The organism is Streptomyces sp. NPDC018031 (genome assembly GCF_044327625.1).
Classification (GTDB): domain Bacteria; phylum Actinomycetota; class Actinomycetes; order Streptomycetales; family Streptomycetaceae; genus Streptomyces.
The window spans coordinates 669,883-687,253 of record NZ_JBIRFT010000002.1 but is presented as its reverse complement, the minus strand read 5'-3'; the positions used below and the strand labels follow the sequence as shown (position 1 = coordinate 687,253).

12 protein-coding genes and 5 tRNA genes are annotated in these 17,371 nt (G+C 75.9%); 6 read left to right on the top strand and 11 right to left on the bottom strand.

What is annotated here, in order from left to right; genetic code table 11:
* Window positions 1–137: 137 nt before the first annotated feature.
* The 5 genes from ACH4B3_RS09330 (at window position 138) to ACH4B3_RS09310 (ending at window position 615) form a co-directional block, all read left to right on the top strand.
* A tRNA-Gly gene (locus tag ACH4B3_RS09330) sits at window positions 138–210 on the top strand.
* Window positions 211–240: 30 nt separating this feature from the next.
* Window positions 241–311, top strand: a tRNA-Cys gene (locus ACH4B3_RS09325).
* A 5-nt stretch (window positions 312–316) separates the two neighbouring features.
* Window positions 317–388 (top strand) — tRNA-Val (locus ACH4B3_RS09320).
* Window positions 389–432: 44 nt separating this feature from the next.
* Window positions 433–504 (top strand) — tRNA-Val (locus tag ACH4B3_RS09315).
* Between the two features lie 39 nt (window positions 505–543).
* A tRNA-Val gene (locus tag ACH4B3_RS09310) sits at window positions 544–615 on the top strand.
* A gap of 58 nt (window positions 616–673) precedes the next feature.
* Here the strand turns inward: ACH4B3_RS09310 and ACH4B3_RS09305 are convergent.
* The 3 genes from ACH4B3_RS09305 to ACH4B3_RS09295 all read right to left on the bottom strand — a co-directional run bounded on the left by ACH4B3_RS09305 (window position 674) and on the right by ACH4B3_RS09295 (window position 3,128).
* On the bottom strand, window positions 674–967 hold the full coding sequence (locus ACH4B3_RS09305) for a zf-TFIIB domain-containing protein (RefSeq protein WP_398462131.1): 294 nt from the start codon (window positions 965–967) through the stop codon (window positions 674–676).
* 68 nt (window positions 968–1,035) lie between these two features.
* Window positions 1,036–2,169, bottom strand: a complete 1,134-nt coding sequence (locus tag ACH4B3_RS09300; RefSeq protein WP_398462341.1) for a phosphotransferase — start codon at window positions 2,167–2,169, stop codon at window positions 1,036–1,038.
* A 725-nt stretch (window positions 2,170–2,894) separates the two neighbouring features.
* The gene (locus tag ACH4B3_RS09295) at window positions 2,895–3,128 is read right to left on the bottom strand and encodes a hypothetical protein (RefSeq protein WP_398462130.1); all 234 of its coding nucleotides are present in this window, start codon (window positions 3,126–3,128) and stop codon (window positions 2,895–2,897) included.
* Between the two features lie 627 nt (window positions 3,129–3,755).
* Between ACH4B3_RS09295 and ACH4B3_RS09290 the strand changes: the two genes are divergently transcribed.
* The gene (locus tag ACH4B3_RS09290) at window positions 3,756–5,060 is read left to right on the top strand and encodes a protein kinase (RefSeq protein WP_398462129.1); all 1,305 of its coding nucleotides are present in this window, start codon (window positions 3,756–3,758) and stop codon (window positions 5,058–5,060) included.
* A 74-nt stretch (window positions 5,061–5,134) separates the two neighbouring features.
* Here ACH4B3_RS09290 and ACH4B3_RS09285 read toward each other — a convergent pair whose 3' ends face one another.
* The 8 genes from ACH4B3_RS09285 to ACH4B3_RS09250 form a co-directional block, all read right to left on the bottom strand.
* A complete protein-coding gene (locus tag ACH4B3_RS09285; protein ID WP_398462128.1) occupies window positions 5,135–5,953 on the bottom strand; it encodes a TrmH family RNA methyltransferase in 819 nt (272 codons plus the stop codon).
* 50 nt (window positions 5,954–6,003) lie between these two features.
* Complete coding sequence (gene cobA / locus ACH4B3_RS09280; RefSeq protein ID WP_398462127.1) at window positions 6,004–7,227, bottom strand: uroporphyrinogen-III C-methyltransferase; 1,224 nt, start codon at window positions 7,225–7,227, stop codon at window positions 6,004–6,006.
* Window positions 7,228–7,584: 357 nt separating this feature from the next.
* A complete protein-coding gene (cobT, locus tag ACH4B3_RS09275; RefSeq protein ID WP_398462126.1) occupies window positions 7,585–12,009 on the bottom strand; it encodes a nicotinate-nucleotide--dimethylbenzimidazole phosphoribosyltransferase in 4,425 nt (1,474 codons plus the stop codon).
* 220 nt (window positions 12,010–12,229) lie between these two features.
* Window positions 12,230–13,465 (bottom strand): precorrin-6y C5,15-methyltransferase (decarboxylating) subunit CbiE, encoded by a 1,236-nt coding sequence (cbiE, locus tag ACH4B3_RS09270; RefSeq protein ID WP_398462125.1) that lies wholly within the window; start codon window positions 13,463–13,465, stop codon window positions 12,230–12,232.
* Window positions 13,466–13,573: 108 nt separating this feature from the next.
* Window positions 13,574–14,221, bottom strand: coding sequence for a GNAT family N-acetyltransferase (locus ACH4B3_RS09265; protein ID WP_398462124.1), 648 nt, complete (start codon window positions 14,219–14,221; stop codon window positions 13,574–13,576).
* A gap of 315 nt (window positions 14,222–14,536) precedes the next feature.
* Window positions 14,537–15,346 carry a MetQ/NlpA family ABC transporter substrate-binding protein gene (locus ACH4B3_RS09260; RefSeq protein WP_398462123.1) on the bottom strand — a complete coding sequence of 270 codons (810 nt, stop codon included), beginning with the start codon at window positions 15,344–15,346 and terminating at the stop codon, window positions 14,537–14,539.
* A gap of 89 nt (window positions 15,347–15,435) precedes the next feature.
* On the bottom strand, window positions 15,436–16,206 hold the full coding sequence (locus tag ACH4B3_RS09255) for a methionine ABC transporter permease (protein ID WP_398462122.1): 771 nt from the start codon (window positions 16,204–16,206) through the stop codon (window positions 15,436–15,438).
* Window positions 16,203–17,300, bottom strand: coding sequence for a methionine ABC transporter ATP-binding protein (locus tag ACH4B3_RS09250; RefSeq protein ID WP_398462121.1), 1,098 nt, complete (start codon window positions 17,298–17,300; stop codon window positions 16,203–16,205). Before ACH4B3_RS09250 ends, ACH4B3_RS09255 begins: the two co-directional genes overlap by 4 nt.
* Window positions 17,301–17,371: the final 71 nt, after the last annotated feature.

Sequence of the window (17,371 nt, the reverse complement as noted above, 5' to 3'; positions counted from 1 at the left end):
GCACCACAGCACGCTGGGCAAACGGAATTTGAGCTGGCCCAGGAATCCGCTAGAGTTCAACACGTCGCCGGGACGCGGAAGCGCCCCGGGGATACGGTCCCTCCCGGACGTCTGCCGATGATCCTGGAGAGACGACTGCGGACGTGGCTCAGTTGGTAGAGCATCACCTTGCCAAGGTGAGGGTCGCGAGTTCGAATCTCGTCGTCCGCTCGAAGTAGGGGATTCCCGTCCCCTGCGGTTGGTGGAGTGGCCGAGAGGCGAGGCAACGGCCTGCAAAGCCGTCTACACGGGTTCAAATCCCGTCTCCACCTCTCCTGGACGATTAGCTCAGCGGGAGAGCGCTTCCCTGACACGGAAGAGGTCACTGGTTCAATCCCAGTATCGTCCACTGGGTCCGCGAGGACCTGACGAAGGTCCTCTGTGGACCTGCCCGCGCGATTAGCTCAGCGGGAGAGCGCTTCCCTGACACGGAAGAGGTCACTGGTTCAATCCCAGTATCGCGCACGCAGTACCGGAGGTCGTCCTGGACGGCCGAGGTCCCGCGGACGATTAGCTCAGCGGGAGAGCGCTTCCCTGACACGGAAGAGGTCACTGGTTCAATCCCAGTATCGTCCACATGAAGGCCGAGGGCCGGAGCTTCCCGCTCCGGCCCTCGGTCGTTCTCCCGGTCCGCTCAGGAGGAGAAGAGCATGTGGCCGAAGCCGCGCCGGTGGCCGTGACCGTGGCCGTGACCGTGGTGGGACTGGTGCGGCGCGCCCCAGGCGGGGGCGGGCGCGGCGGGCGCGGCGGGGTAGGCCTGCGGGGCCGGCGGCGGCGGGGCGGCCTGCGTCCACTGCGCCTCCAGGCGGGTCAGCGCCTCCAGCTCACCGTAGTCCAGAAAGATCCCCCGGCAGCCGCTGCACTGCTCGATCTGGACGCCGCTGCGGTTGTAGGTGTGCATCGGCGCGTGGCACTTGGGACACTGCATGGTCCGCTCAACTCCTCATACATCGGACATTCGCGCCAGGAGGGAACTTCCTCGCGGGCGCGTCGAGTTCACCCTACGACGGTCGTGCCGAGGCGGGCGATGCGGGCGCAGGCATCGACCATCGCCTGCTCCGCCTCGTCGAGTGCCCGGCCGGCCGCCGCGGCCTTGGCCAGGGCCGTCGCGGCGGACTGCACGGTGAGCGCGCGGGCCGGGCCGTCCAGCTCCGGCCAGGGGTCGCCGGTGGCCGGTACGGCGGGGCCGCCACCGGCCCGGTAGGCGCCGAGGAACCGGTTCCACTCGTCGGCGGTGAGCAGCCCGGTGGCGTACCAGGCGGCCGGCCGGGCGAGGTCCCAGGCCGGCTCGCCGAGGCCGAGGTCGTCCACGTCGATGAGCAGCCAGCGGCCGTCCGGGGCGGGGTGCCGCACCAACTGCCCGAGATGGAAGTCGCCGTGGCAGACGACGTCGGCGCGCACCATCGCGGCCTGGTCCCGGGCCCAGCGGGGCAGGCCGGCCCAGGCGGCCAGCACCGCCTCGGCGGCCGGGCCGGGCCGGGCGGCGGCCCGCAGCCGGGCCACCGCGCGCGCGGCCTTGGCCGGCCCGCGCATCACCGGCAGCGGGCCGGGGAGGGCGGCGACCGGGAGGGTGTGCAGCCGGGCGAGGAGCCGGCCGGCCGCTTCCCAGGGGGCCGCCTCCGGGTGGTCCGGGGAGACGGGGCTGCCGTACGGCCACAGGGTGACCGCCCGGGGACCGGCCCGGCCGGCCGGGTACGCGTCGTCCGGCCCGCGGCCGGGCCCGCCGGTGCGCGGCGCGCCCGGCCACCCCGGCGGAATCGGCGGTGCGCCCGCCGGGCGGGCGGCGGGGTCGCCGGGCAGCGCGGTGGACTCCGTGGTGAGCGGCGGCAGCAGGATGCCCGCGGCCCGCGGGTGGGCGGCGACCCTGAGCCGGACGGCCAGCGCGGCCGGCTCGTCGTGCGGTTCGGCGGGGCCGGCCGGGTCCCGGTCCGTGGCGGGCGGAGCCCCGGCCGGGAGGACGGCGCGGGCGGTGCCGGGGGCGTGCGCCTTGGCCACCACCGGCCCGCAGCGGACCACGGTGCCGTCGGACCGGTCGGCGAGGACGGTGACCCCGGTGCCCGGCTCGCCGGTGGCGCCGCCCCGGCAGGCCGCGGCCGGCGCGGCGGACGGGGTGCCGGGGTGGTGCGGCACGGCGGGCGGAGTGCCCGCGTCGTGCGGCGCGGCGGGTACGGCGCCGGAGTGGTGCGGTTCGCCGGACGCAAGGTCGGGGTGGTGCGGTGCGCCGGGGGCGGCACCGGGCCGGCCGACCGGTGCCGAGACGGTCACGGCGGCACGGCGGGCGGCTTCCGCCAGCAGACGCAGGTGCGGCGCGGCCGGCACGGCACCGGGGTGGTGCGATGCGCCGGACGCAAGGTCGGGGTGGTGCGACTCGCCTGGTACGGCGCCGAGGTGGTGCGGTGCGCCGCACGCAACTCCGGGGTGGTGCGGTGCGCCGGGGGCGGCACCGGGCCGGCCGGCCGATGCCGGGACGGTCACGGCGGCACGGCGGGCGGCTTCCGCGGGCTGGCGCGAGTGCGGCGCCGGGGCCGCCGGGTGGGGCTCGCCGGTGCCTGCGCCCATCCGCGCCCCCTCGTCCGTCGTCCGTGCGGCGCCCGCGCGCCGCTCACCGGCCCGGATCCTACCGCCGGCGCCCCGGGGACGGGCCGGTGCCGGGCGCCGGTCAGGGGCCGCGCCCGGGGTCCGGTGGTCGCGACACGCCGGAGTGCGGAACGGGTCCGACTGCCGTGTCCGGACAGCGCGATGCCCGGGCAGCTCCCCAGCTACCCGGGCATTCGTGCCGTCCGCCGCACCCCCGTCCCCACGGGGTTTATGGCCGGAAGTCCCCGGTCCGGGCCGCTCTCCCGGACCCGGGGCGCTCAGCGCCCCAGCATTCCCGCCACGGACGACGCTTGTGTCACGACGGCTTCCCAGCCGCCGAACACGACAGCGAGGACGGCGGCCAGCGGCAGCACCATGGCCGCCGCGACCAGTGGATGGCGCGGATCGGTCCGCCGACCGTCTCCGGAGCTTCTCCCGGTGGTGGCCGGGAGAGCGTCGACGACTGCTCGTCCGCGCGTCCGGAGGATCGTGCGTACCGCAGTGCTCGCCATCGCCCCTCCTCCCTGTCAGCTCTGCAGCGGCGGGCGTCCGACCTCGGGGGACGAGTGCTGCGCCCGCCGCTTGACCTCAACACTAGGGGGTGGGGTGGGGCCTGACGTCATGCCCTCGTATCGATTCCCGGGCCTCCGGGAGGATGACGTACGGCCGCCCGGTGTACTCCCCTGGGTGGAGACGCGCCGCCCGCTTCCGGGGTCATCCCGGAGAGGGACGCCCGACACCGTCGGGGGCGCGCCGCAACCGCCCCCTTGGGGTGACTTCGCTCACTCCCCCGTTCCGCTCCGGCCGCTCGCGCCGCCGCCCCGGCCGGGCGCCGCGCGGTGCGGACCGGGGACCCGGACGGTCCGCCGCGGATGTCCCGCGAAGGGGGCCGGGGCCGCCGCCGCCCGGTCTTTCCGGCTCAACCACCGCGTCCGGGCGGGTGCTTGGGAGGACGTCGCGGGGCGGCCGGTGCGGCCGGACCGGCCCCGGCCCGGCACACCGCCTCTTCCCGCCCGCTACTGACAATCCGTCGACCGACGCATGCGCGGCCTCTCAGCAAGGCGGCGCGTCAATCCGTAAGCTGTGGCCCGTCAGACGCAAGTGGAGTGGGGCCTCCCCACCGGAGGCAGGGGACGGACATGGCGATGATGCGGCTCCGGCGCGAGGACCCGCGTGTCGTCGGCTCGTTCCGGCTCCACCGGCGGCTCGGCGCGGGCGGCATGGGCGTGGTGTACCTCGGCTCGGACCGGCGCGGCCAGCGGGTGGCACTGAAGGTGATCCGCCCCGACCTCGCCGAGGACCAGGAGTTCCGCTCCCGGTTCGCCCGCGAGGTCTCGGCGGCCCGGCGGATCCGCGGCGGCTGCACGGCCCGGCTGGTCGCCGCCGACCTGGACGCGGACCGCCCGTGGTTCGCCACCCAGTACGTGCCCGGCCCGTCGCTGCACGACAAGGTGAACGAGGACGGGCCGCTGCCCGCCGCCCAGGTCGCCTCGATCGGTTCGGCGCTGGCCGAGGGCCTGTTGGCGGTGCACGACGCCGGGGTGGTGCACCGCGACCTCAAGCCGTCGAACATCCTGCTGTCGCCCAAGGGGCCCCGGATCATCGACTTCGGCATCGCCTGGGCGACCGGTGCCAGCACGCTGACGCACGTCGGCACCGCGGTCGGCTCGCCGGGCTTCCTCGCCCCGGAGCAGGTGCGCGGCGCCGCGGTCACCCCGGCCACCGACGTGTTCGCGCTGGGCGCCACCCTCGCCTACGCCTCCACCGCCGACTCCCCCTTCGGGCAGGGCAGTTCGGAGGTGATGCTGTACCGCGTGGTGCACGAGGAGCCGCAGCTGCTCGGGGTGCCGGACGCCCTGGCGCCGCTGATCCACGCCTGCCTCGCCAAGGACCCCGAGGACCGGCCGAGCACCCTGCAGTTGTCGCTGCGGCTGAAGGAGATCGCGGCCCGCGAGGCGCACGGGCACGGCCCGTCGGACGGCCGGGGGGCCCTCCCCCGCCAGCCCGAGCGGCCCACCGGACAGCGTGCGGACGAGTACGCGCAGCAGCGCACCGAGCGCCGGCCGGGCGGGGCGCCCACGCCCCGGCCGCAGCGCCCGCGGTCCGGCACCGCGCGCCCGGGCGCCGGCACCCCCGGCGGCTCCGGGGCCCGGCCCGTCAAACGCCCTTCGGGGCCCCGTCCCACCAACGGGCGGACCCCCGCCCGCCGTCCCTCCGGTACCCGGCCCGGGGCCCGCACCACCTCGGGCGGCCGGCGGCCCGGGGGGCCGGACCGGCGGCTGCTCCGTCAGCGGCTGATCGTCTTCGTGGTGGTGACACTGCTGGCCGCGCTGGGTATCGCCGCGGCCCAGGGCTGTCAGGGGCCGGCCCGGGGCCTGGGCGGCACTCCGGACCACACGCCGCCGGCGGTCTCCGCCCCGTTCGAGGAACCCGGCCGGGACTGACCGCGGCGCGCGGCCCGGCCGCCGGCGTACCGGACCGGCCGCGCGGCCGGCCGACCGCGCCGGACCTGCGGAGGTCAGTGGCGCGGGCGGCCGGTCACCACCGCGTAGAACGCGACCGCCGCGGCGGCACCGACGTTGAGCGAGTCGACCCCGTGCGCCATCGGGATGCGCACCCACTCGTCGGCCGCCATCAGCGCCTGCCGGGACAGCCCCGCGCCCTCCGCGCCGAGCATCAGCGCGACCCGCTCCAGGCGGTGCGGGGCGGCGTCGTCCATCGCGGTGGCCTTGTCGTCCGGGGTGAGCGCCAGCAGCGTGAACCCCGCCTCCCGTACCGCGTCCAGCCCCCGCGGCCAGTTCTCCGCCCGGGCGTACGGCACCGAGAACACCGCGCCCATCGACACCTTCACCGACCGCCGGTAGAGCGGGTCGGCGCAGTCCGGGGAGAGCAGCACCGCGTCCATGCCGAGGGCCGCGGCGCTCCGGAAGATCGCCCCGATGTTGGTGTGGTCGTTGACCGACTCCAGCACCGCGACCCGGTGGGCACGGGCCAGCAGCGCGCCCGCGTCCGGCAGCGGCTTGCGCTGCATGGAGGCGAGCGCGCCCCGGTGCACGTGGTAGCCGGTCACCCGCTCGGCCAGCTCGGGGCTGACCGCGTACACCGGCGCGGGCACCTCGTCGATGACGTCCCGCATCACATCGACCCACTTGGCCGACAGCAGCATCGACCGCATCCGGTATCCGGCCTGCCGGGCCCGCCGGATCACCTTCTCGCCTTCGGCGATGAACAGGCCCTCGGCCGGCTCGCGCCGGCGGCGCAGGTCGACGTCGGTCAGACCGGTGTAGTCGTGCAGCCGGGGATCGGCGGGGTCGTCGATGGTGATGAGTTCAGCCACGGGGTGATACTGCCTTGTCGAAGCGGGTGGGGCGGCGCCGGGTCGGACGGCTACCGGGCGGCGGGCACGCCGACGGCGACGACGTCTCCGATGACGATGACCGCCGGCGGCCGGACACCTTCCTCGGTCACCCGCCGCGCCACCGTGGCCAGTGTCGCGTCGACCCGGCGCTGGGCGGCGGTGGTGCCCTCCTGGACGACGGCGACCGGGGTGTCCCCCGCCCGGCCGTGCTCCATCAGTGCGGCGGCGATCCGGCCGATCTTCTCGACCGCCATCAGCAGCACCAGGGTGCCGCGCAGCCGCGCCAGCGCGGCCCAGTCGACGAGCGAGCTGGGGTCGTCCGGGGCGACGTGCCCGCTGACCACGGTGAACTCGTGGGCCACCCCGCGATGGGTGACGGGGATCCCGGCCGCGCCGGGCACGCTGATGGAGCTGGAGATGCCGGGCACCACGGTGCACGCGACACCGGCCGCGGCCAGCGCCTCGGCCTCCTCCATGCCCCGGCCGAAGACGAACGGGTCGCCGCCCTTGAGGCGGACCACCGACTTGCCCGCCTTGGCGTGCTCGATCAGCGCGTTGTTGATGGCCTCCTGCGCCATGAACCGGCCGTAGGGGATCTTCGCCGCGTCGATCACCTCGACGTGCGGCGGCAGTTCGTCGAGCAGGTCGCGCGGGCCGAGCCGGTCCGCGATGACCACGTCGGCCTCGGCGAGCAGCCGCCGGCCGCGCACCGTGATCAGGTCCGGGTCGCCCGGGCCGCCGCCGACCAGCGCGACCCGGCCACCGGGCCGGTCCCGCCGGTGCGGCGCGGCGAGCGTCCCGTCCCGCAGCCCTTCCACGACCGCGTCCCGGACCGCGGCCGAGCGGCGCGGGTCGTTGCCGGTGAGCACCGCCACGGTCACTCCCTCGCTGCGGCCGGTGGCCGGGGTCCAGGCGGACGCGGCGTCGGCGTCGTCACTGCGCACGCACCACACCCGGCGCGCCTCGGCCTCGGCGGAGGCCGCGGCGTTCGCCTCCGGGTCGTCGGTGGTGATCAGCGCGTACCAGGCGCCCTCGAAGTCGCCGTCCCGGTACCGGCGGCGTTCCCAGCGGAGTTCACCGGCGTCCACCATGGCCTCCACCGAGGGGGTGGCGGAGGGGGACACCAGCAGGACGTCGGCGCCGGCGGCGATCAGGGCCGGCAGCCGGCGCTGGGCGACCTGGCCGCCTCCGAGGACGACCACACGCCGCCCGGACAGGCGCAGTCCGACGGGGTAAGCGAAGTTCTCGGGCATGACGATGGGGCTCTCCTCGTTCGCTGGCCACTGCGGCGCGGGTGGGGTCACCTCCCAGCGTCTCTGGGGGGAGGCAGGTCAGGTGCGGGACGCCGGCCCCGGCCCCCCGCGCATACCCTACGGCCTGCACCGGTGCCCGCCCCACCGGTGCGGATGCGGTACCGATCACTTCTGGCGGCGCCGGGGACGGGGCTGGACCGGCCCGCCCGCCGTGGTGGGCGGCCGGTGCCGGGCCGGGCGCGTGGCGTCCGGTCCCGCCCGTGCGGACACCACGGGGCGCGGGTGGCGGCGGTGCCCCACCGCCGGGCCCGGGGCGCACCGGCGGTCCCGCCGCCGGTGCGCCCCGGGCCGGACCGGTCAGCTCTTCTCGGTGACCCCGGCGGCGTCGAAGGTCGCCACCTCGTGCATGGCCCGGGCGGCGCTCTGCACCACGGGCAGGGCGAGCAGCGCGCCCGTCCCCTCCCCCAGCCTGAGGTCCAGGTCGACCAGCGGCCGCAGCCCCAGCTTGTTGAGCGCGGCCACGTGCCCGGGCTCCGCGCTGCGGTGCCCGGCGATGCACGCCGCCAGTGCCTCGGGCGCGATGGCCCGGGCCACCAGCGCGGCCGCCCCGGCGCTGACCCCGTCCAGGATCACCGGTGTACGCAGCGACGCTCCGCCCAGCACCAGGCCGACGATGGCCGCGTGCTCCAGGCCGCCGATGGCGGCGAGGACCCCGATCGGGTCCGCCGGGTCGGGCTGGTGCAGTTCCAGCGCGCGCCGGACGACGTCGACCTTCCGGGCGTGCATCTCGTCGTTGATGCCGGTGCCGCGCCCGGTGATCTCGGCCGGGTCGGCGTCGGTGTAGACCGAGATCAGGGCGGCCGACACGGTGGTGTTGGCGATGCCCATCTCACCGGTGAGCAGCGCCTTGTTCCCCGCCGCGACCAGGTCGCGGGCGGTCTCGATGCCGACCTCGATGGCGCGGAGGACCTCCTCGCGGCTCATCGCGGGGCCCGCGGTGAAGTCGTCGGTACCCGCCCGCACCTTGCGCGGCAGCAGGCCCGGGGTGGCCGGCAGGTCGCCCACCACACCGACGTCGATGACGCACACCTCGGCGCCGACCTGGTTGGCGAACGCGTTGCACACCGCGCCACCGCCCAGGAAGTTCGCCACCATCTGGCTGGTGACCTCCTGCGGCCAGGCGGTCACGCCCTGGGCGTGCACCCCGTGGTCGCCGGCGAAGATCGCCACCGCGGCGGGCTCCGGGATCGGCGGCGGGCACTGCCGCGACAGGCCGCTGAGCTGCGCGGAGATGATCTCCAGCATGCCCAGCGCACCGGACGGCTTGGTCATCCGCTTCTGCCGCTCCCACGCCTCGCCGAGCGCCTTGGCGTCCAGCGGGCGGATCCGCCGCAGGGTCTCCTGGAGCAGGTCGTGCGGCTCCTCGCCGGGCAGCGCGCGCCGCCCGTACGTCTCCTCGTGGACGACCCACGACAGCGGGCGGCGCTTGGCCCAGCCGGCCTGCATCAGCTCCGGCTCGTCCGGGAACTCGTCGACGTAGCCCACGCAGAGGTAGGCGACGACCTCCAGGTGCTCGGGCAGGCCGAGCGCGCGCACCATCTCCCGCTCGTCGAAGAAGCTCACCCAGCCCACGCCCAGGCCCTCGGCGCGCGCGGCGAGCCAGAGGTTCTCCACGGCGAGCGCCGAGGAGTACGGCGCCATCTGCGGCTGGGTGTGCCGGCCGAGGGTGTGCCGGCCGCCCCGGGTGGGATCGGCGGTGACGACGATGTTGACCGGGGTGTCGAGGATGGCCTCGATCTTCAGCTGCTTGAACTGCTTGGCGCGGCCCTTGGGCAGGGACTTGGCGTACGCCTCGCGTTGCCGGTCGGCCAGCTCGTGCATCGCACGGCGGGTCTCCTCGGAACGGATGACGACGAAGTCCCACGGCTGGGAGTGGCCGACGCTCGGCGCGGTGTGCGCCGCCTCCAGGACCCTCAGCAGCACCTCGTGCGGGATGGGGTCGGGGCGGAAGCCGTTGCGGATGTCCCGGCGCTCCCGCATCACCCGGTGCACGGCGGCCCGTTCGGCCTCGCCGTAGCCCTCGGCGGGCGGGGTGGCGGGCACCGCCGGGGCGGCCGCGGGCTCCTCGGCCGGAACCTCGCCGGCCGCGGTCGGGGCGCCGCCGTCCGCGGCCTCCTCGGCGGCGGGGTCGGTGCCCGCCGGGTCCGCGGCGGGCGCTTCGGCTTCGGCCGGTGCGGCGGGGGCTTCGGCCGGCGCGGCGGCCACGGGCTCCGGCTCGGGCTCCGGCCCGGGCTCCGGCGCGGCGGCGTCCGGTCCGTCGGGGGCCGGGGCGGATGCCGGCCGCTCCGCGGGGGCGGCCTGGTCCGCGGTCTCCTGCGGGTCCTGCGCGGCCGGGGCCGGGTTCTCGGCACCGGCGGTCCGGTCGGCGGTATCCACCGGGACGGCTCCGTTCTCCGGGGTCGCGACCGGCTCGGCGGCCGCCGGGGCCGGCTCGGCGCCGTCGGCGGCGGGCGGTGGCTGCGGTCCTTCGGCGGTGGCGGGTGCGGGGGCGGCCGGGGGTGCGCCGTTCTCGGCCGCCGTCACCGGCTGCCGGTCCTCCTCGGCGGGGGCGGCCGGGGCGGTTGCCGCCGGAGGCTGCCCGGCCGCTTCGGAACCGGCCGCGCCGGGGTCCGCCGGGGCGTGGCCGGTGTCCGGGGCGGCGCCGGCCGCCGCGTCGGCGGCCGGGGCTCCGTCCCGCAGCTCGGTCCCGGAGGCGGCGTCGGTCCCGGCACCGGTGCCGGGGGCGCTGCCGGTGGTCTCGGCGTCGGTGCCGGCGGCGTCGGTCCCGGTGCCGACGTCGCCGCCGGGGCCGGTGGCGCCGGCCGCCTCGGTCGCTGCCGGTGCCGCGCCGGATCCGGCCGGCGAGACACCGGCGGAGTCCCCGGCCGACGGGCCGGCGGCGGTCTCCGGGGCGGTCTCCCCCACGGCCGCCGACTCGGCCGGCTCGGCGGCGGTCTCCGGCTCGGCGGTTTCGGCGCCGGCGGGTCCGGCGTCGAGGGAAGGCTCGTCGTCCGGCTGTCCGGTGACGGCGGGTTCGCTCCCGGCGGGTGCGGGCACGGCGGTCTCGGCCGCGACCGGTTCGGCCGCGACCGGTTCGGTCCCGGCCGGTTCGTTGGCTCCCGGGGCGGCCGGAGCCGGCTGCCCGGACGCGGCGGGCGCGTCCGCCGCACCCGCTGCCGCCTCCGCCGGGTCCGCCACCGGCGGCTCACCGGCGGCCCCGGTGGCGGGGCGGGGTTCGGCACCGCCACCGGACGCGACGGTCCGCGGCCCGGTGGTCTCCTCGGCCGGCACCGGGGCGGCGGGCGCCACCGCTTCCGGTGCGGCCGGCGCCTCGGCGCTCTCCGCCGTGGCCGGCTCCGACGGCGCGGCCGCCGCGGCTCGGTCGGTGGAAAGGGTGTCTATTGAACCGCCCGCGTCCGCCCGCGGACCGTTCGTGCCGACCGGCGGCACCGGCTCCGCGGCGACCGGGCCGGCCGGCTGCTCCACGGCCGCGTCACCGGGCACGGCGTCACCGGTCACCGGGCCACCGTCCGCCGGGGCCTCGGCCGACGGCGCGTCAGCTCCGCTCGGCCCGGCGGGCCGCGGCTCGGGCGCACCGCCCTGGGCCGGCACCTGGACCGGCCGCGGTTCCGCGGCGCCGGACACCGGCTGGGCGGCACCGGGCTGCACGGGGGCCGGTTCCCCGGCGGTCCCGGCCGGCTCGGCGGTGGCCTGCGCGGGGACGTACGCCACCGGCCCCTGCGGGGCTTCGAGGACCGGACCGGGCTCGTACGGGCCGTCCGTCACCGCACCCGGGTGCGGCCGCTCGTCCGGGAGGGCGCCCGCGCCCGCCCCGGCCGGCGCGCCCCACTCCATGCCCCCGGCGGGTACCGCTTCGGCGGGCGGCAGCGCGCCCGGCACGCCCTCCGCCGGCGCCTGTCCGGCGGCGAACGGCTGGTCGGGCACGGCGGCGTGCGGCAAGCCGTCCGCCGGGCCGGACTCCGGTGCGCCGGGGGCGGTCCGCGGCTCGGCCGTCCACGCCTCGGCCGGCGGCGGGAGTTCGCCGAGCTGCGGGCCGGGCAGCGGCTCGGCGGACTCCACGGCGCCCATGTCCAGGTACTCGATCCGGCCGCCGGCCGGGCTCTGCTCGGGCTGCGGCGCGGCGGCCGGTCCGCGGTCGGCCAGCGAGCGGACCACCCCGCCGGTGGGGGCGTCCGGAACCGGCGGTCCCATGTGCAGCGGGCGCCGGGCCGGCGCGGGCGCCTGCTCCGGAGCCGCGGCCTGCCCGGTCACGGCGGCGTACTCGGCCGCCGCGTCGTGCTCCTGGCCGGCCGTGAGGTGCTCGCCGTGAGCCGCGGGCGGTACGTCGTGCTGGTGGTACTGCGGGTGGAGGGGCTGCTGCAACGGCTGGGACGGCTGGTCCATCCAGGCGCCCTGGGCACCGGGCATCAGCAGCTGGTCGTCCTCGAACCCCCCGGTGTCCGGGAGCGGGTGGCCCGGTACCGGATCCTGCCCCAGGTGGAGGTCCTGGCCGAGCCCGGCGTCCGGGCCGCCGTAGTATTCCTGCGCACCGTGCGGAACCGGGACGCCGTGGACGTCCTGGCCCCCCGGGTACTGGGCGGCTGCGTGCGGGGCGTGGACGCCGTGGACGTCGTGGGCCGACTGCTGCTCGGGATAGGCGTACGCGGAGTGCGGCGGAAGTCCGGGTTGTCCGCCTGCGTTCTCCGGCAGTCCCTCGCCCGGGACCTGGCCGGTGTCGGTCATGCGTTCCCCTCGCCCATCGCTAGTGCTCCTTCCAACCGCCTACAGCATGAACGAGCGTGCGCGGTGCGCGGCACGTTGCACGTCTCCGGCCTGCCGTACCCCGGCCCCCGTCAAGAGGGGGGTGCGTTCCGGCCATTGGCGCACAAAGCACCGAACCCCGGGCAGCGGTACAGGCGGTACAACGATCCGCCAGCCTACCTCGGGCCCGTCTCCGGCGAGGTCACGGGTGGGGGCGGTGACCGCACAGCAGGAACCTGACGGCACGTTCGCGTTCGGTCCATCCCCGGGTGTCCAGCTCCACCGACTGGAGCAGCACGCATTCCACCCCGTAACCGGCGTCGGAGAGCACCGCGCCGATCGCCTCGGCCTCGTCGCGCGTGGCGGCCTGCGTCACGATCCGCTCCGGCCGGCGGTCCACGCAGGCCGCGACCACGGCCCGGCCGCCGCTTCCGACCCGGACCACGTCCGGCTCCGGGAGGTCCTCCAGGGCCTGCGGCGCATGACCGTTCACCACCTGGACCTGCACCCCGAAGCGGCGGGCCAGGGCGGCGATCCGCCCGCAGGCGTCGGGGTCCCGGTCGACCGCGATGACGGCCGCCCCGAAACCGGCGGCCTCGACGGCCGCGGCGCCGCTGCCCGCGCCGATGTCCCACACCAGGTCGCCCACCCGCGGCCCCAGCCGGGCCAGTTGCGCGGCGCGCAGCTGCGGCGACTCGTCCTCGCCGAGCACGGTGGCGTAGGCGGGGGCGGGCAGCGCCCAGCCCCGTACGGCGGGCGGGAAGCCGACGCCGTGGCCGGCGATCCAGCCGCCGGACTCGGCCCGTGCGCCGGCCCGGTTCGGTGGCTGGACACCGGCGCCGCCGATGACGATGACCACGTTGGGGTCGCGCCAGGAGTGGTCGGCCACCTTGTCGGAGGTGAGCACCGTCACCTGCTCCCGGGAGGTGCCCAGCGCCTCGCAGATGACGAAGGTGCGGTGCACCCCGTCGAGGAGCAGTGCCAGTTCGGCGGGGCCGGCGCCGGGCGAGGTCAGCACGGCCACCTTGGGGTGGGCCCGGCAGACGTTGACGGCGCGGCGCAGGTCACGGCCGTGGGCGACGACGACCTGGGCGTCGTCCCAGGGCATCCCGGCCCGGGCGAAGGCGGCCGCGACGGAGGAGACGGCGGGCACCACCTCGACCTCGAGGCCGTGTTCGGGGGCGCGCAGGGTCCGGACCACGCCGAAGAATCCGGGGTCCCCGTCGGCGAGGACGACGGCGGAGCCGCGGTGCTGGGCGATGCGCCGCGCGGCGAGGTCCACGCTGCCGAGCCGGATGCGCTCGGCGCCGGGCGGGACTTCGGGCAGCGCCAGATGGTGTGCGGCACCGGCAACCAGGGTGGCTGCGGCGACGGCGGAGCGGGCCGCGTCCGTCAGCGGGGAGCCGTCCCAACCGATCACCGTGACGCGGTCGGCCATCGTCGTGTGTCTCCCGGTATCCGTCGCAGGTCGGCCGCGGCGTGAGCGCTCGCGGGGGGTGGCTAGCCGAGAGTACCCGGTTGGTACGGACGTATAGGACGGGGTGGGTCAGCTCCAGTCGGCGAACGCGGAGAAGTCCGTGCCGCCGGACGCTCCGTCGGCGCCGGTCTCCAGGTCCTCGGGGAGCAGGCTCCACACGATGAGGTCGGTGCGCAGCTCGGTCCAGCGGCCGTCCGGGTCGTCGTCCGGCCGGGTCCGGGCTATCCAGGCGTTGCGCAGCACGCCCTCGCTGATGCAGCCGACCTTCTGGGCGACCTGCTGGGCGGCGGTGTTGTCGGCGGGGGTGCGCAGCTCCAGCCGCTCGAACTTCTGGTCGCCGAAGAGCCAGCCCGCGACGGCGAGCACCGACTCCGAGGCGTAGCCCTCGCCGCGCGCCCAGGGGGCGGTGAGATAGGCGATCTCGCTGGACCGGCAGCGCCAGTCGGTGTTGCGCAGCCGTGCGGTGCCCACCAGGCGCTGGGTGAGGAATTCGGTGACGGCGAAGACGATGCCGCGGCCCTCGACGCGCTCGGCGGGCGCCATGTGGTTGATCCACTCCCTGGCGTCGTCGGCGGTGTAAGGGTGGGGGGCGGAGGTCCAGGCGGTGACGAGTTCGTCGTTCATCATCTCCGTCAGCTCCGGGACGTCGGACTCGGCGAACGGGCGCAGCACCAGCCGGTCCGTGTTGAGGGAGATGTCCGGGAAGGTGGATGTCATGGGATCGCTCCGTAACCAGGGCCGGGGGCCATCGGGAGAGCCCAGCATGCAACATCGGCCCGGTGACGTGCAGCACGGGCGGCCCCGGGGGCGGCCGACGGCGGTGGTCGCCCCCGGGGGCGACGGCCGGGACGGCAGCGGCGGGTGCGGCGGGTGCGGCGGGCCGGCGCGTGGCGGCGCTTCCCGGAGGCCCGGTGCCGTCCGGCGGCCCTCCCGGAGGTACGGGCGGGCGTCGGCCCGGGCGCCGCTGCGGGCGCCCGGGTCGACGGATCAGACGGACCAGACGGACCAGACGGACCAGACGGACCAGACGGATCAGAAGGAAGCGATGACGGCGCCGTCGTACTTGTCCGCGATGAACTTCTTCACCTCGGGCGAGGTGAGCAGCTTGACGAGCTTCTTGACGTCCTCGTCGTTCTCGTGGCCCTTCTTCACGGCCAGCAGGTTGCTGTTCGGGTTGTCCTTGGGGGACTCCAGGACCAGGGCCTCCTTGGCCGGCTTCAGGTCGGCCTCGATGGCGTAGTTGCCGTTGATCACCGCGGCGTCCACGTCGTCGAGGGAGCGGGGCAGCTGGGCCGCCTCCAGCTCCTTGAACTCCAGGTCCTTGGGGTTCTCGGCGATGTCGGCGACGGTGGCCTCGCCGTCGATGCCCTCCTTGAGGGTGATGATCCCGTTGGCGTCGAGCAGCCGGAGCGCCCGCGCCCCGTTCGCCGCGTCGTTGGGCACCGCGACGGTCGCGCCCTTCTCCAGGTCGTCGGCGGACTTGACCTCGTGGGAGTACAGGCCCAGCGGCTCCAGGTGCACGTTGACCACGGAGACGATGTCGGTGTTCTTCTTCTTGTTGAAGTCGTCCAGGTAGGGCTGGGTCTGGAAGAAGTTCGCGTCCACCGAGCCGTCCTCGGTCGCCGTGTTGGGCGTGACGTAGTCGGTGAACTCCTTGACCTCGAGGTTCAGGCCCGCGTCCTTGGCCAGGTTGTCCTTGACGTAGTTCAGGATCTCCGCGTGCGGCACCGGGGTCGCGGCGACGGTGAACGCGTCCGAGTCGTCTCCGCCGCAGGCGGTGAGCCCGAGAGCGAGGGCTCCGGCGGTGAGGGCGATAGTGGCGGTCTTGACAGTGTTACGCACGAAAAGTGCCTTTCTTCCTGGGTGTGACGGGCCCGCCGCGGGTGCCGGGGGCACCGCGGTGATCCGGGGTTCGGGGGTGGAGCGGGGGGTCAGAGGGCCTTGGTGGTCTCGGCCGCCGGGACCGTCGCCGCCTGCGGCCCGGCCTCCGCGGCGCGGACGGCCGGGCGCCGCGGCCACAGCCGCAGCCCGGAGGCGGTGGAACGGCCGCGGTGCGACAGCGCCCGGGCGGCGAGGTCGCCGGCGAGCTGGATGACCGAGATCACGACGGCCAGGATGGCCACGGTGATCCACATCAGGCCGGCCTCGAAGCGCTGGTAGCCGTACCGGACGGCCAGGTCGCCGAGTCCGCCCGCGCCGACCGTGCCGGCCATCGCGGAGTAGCCGATGAGCGCCACGATGGTGGTGGTGGCGCCGGCGATCAGCGACGGCAGGGCCTCGGGGAGCAGGACCTTGCGGACCACGGTCCAGGTGCTGCCGCCCATCGACTGGACGGCCTCGACCAGCCCGTGGTCCACCTCGCGTACGGAGGTCTCCACCAGACGGGCGAAGAACGGGATGGCGCCGACGGCCAGCGGCACGATGGCGGCGTCCGGTCCGATGGTGGTGCCCACGATCCAGCGGGTGAAGGACATCAGGGCGACCATCAGGATGATGAACGGCATCGAGCGGGCGACGTTCACCACCTGGCCGACGACCTTGTTCACCACGGCGTTCTGCAGCAGCCCGCCGCGGTCGGTGAGGACCAGCAGCACGCCGAGCGGAAGTCCGCCGACGATGGCGATCAGCGCCGACCAGCCGACCATGTAGAGGGTGTCCCAGCTGGCCTGCTCCAGCAGGGGCTGCATCTCCGACCAGGTCACTTGGCACCTTCCTCGATCAGCTCGGGGCCGGCCGGGGCCGACTCGTCGGCTCCGGCGGCGCCGGACGCGCCGGTCACCTCGGGCACGGGTGTCACGTCGGCCACGTCGACCTGGAGGCCCTGCTCGCGCAGGAACCCGATCGGGACGACGTTCTCCTCGAAGCGGCCGGGCAGTTCGATGCGCATCCGGCCGACCTGCTTGCCCGCGACGGTGTCCATGGCGGCACCGAGGATCGAGACGTCGACGTTGTAGGTGCGCGCCAGTTCGGAGATGACCGGGCGGGTGGCGGCCTCGCCCCGGAAGGTGACGTCCACGACGGTGCGGTCCGGGGCGGACGCCTCGCCGCCGACCGGGAAGAGCGCGTGGGAGAGCTCCGAGCCGGGCGTGGCGAGCAGTTCGGCGACCGTGCCGGACTCCACGATCCGACCGCCGCGCATCAGCGCGGCCGAGTCGCAGATCGTCTTGACCACGTCCATCTCGTGCGTGATCAGCAGCACGGTGAGGCCGAGCTGCCGGTTGAGATCGCGGAGCAGGCCCAGGATGGAACGGGTGGTCTCCGGGTCCAGGGCGCTGGTGGCCTCGTCCGAGAGCAGCACCTTCGGGTCGCCGGCCAGGGCGCGGGCTATGCCGACGCGCTGCTTCTGGCCGCCGGAGAGCTGGGCGGGGTAGGCCTTCGCCTTGTCGGCGAGGCCGACCAGGTCGAGGAGGTCCAGGGCCTTGCGGGAGCGTTCCCGGCCGGAGACGCCGAGGATCTCCAGCGGCAGCTCGACGTTGTCCTGCACCGTGCGCGCGGACAGCAGGTTGAAGTGCTGGAAGACCATGCCGATGCGGCTGCGCGCCCGGCGCAGTTCCCGGCCGGCCCGCGGGCCCCGGCCGGCGAGGGCGGTGAGGTCCTGGCCGGCCACCGTGACCGTGCCGGAGCTGGGGCGCTCCAGGAGGTTCACGCAGCGGATGAGGGTGGACTTGCCGGCGCCGCTCTGTCCGACGACGCCGTACACCTCTCCTTCGCGGACGTGCAGGTCGACACCGTCGAGGGCGGTGACCTCGCGGCCTCGTGCGCGGTAGACCTTGGTGAGGCCTGTCGTGGTGATCACAGGGTTTCCGTCACTGTCGGGTGCGCGGCGGTGGTACCGCCGGGCGCGGGCATGCATTGCGGAACGCGGCA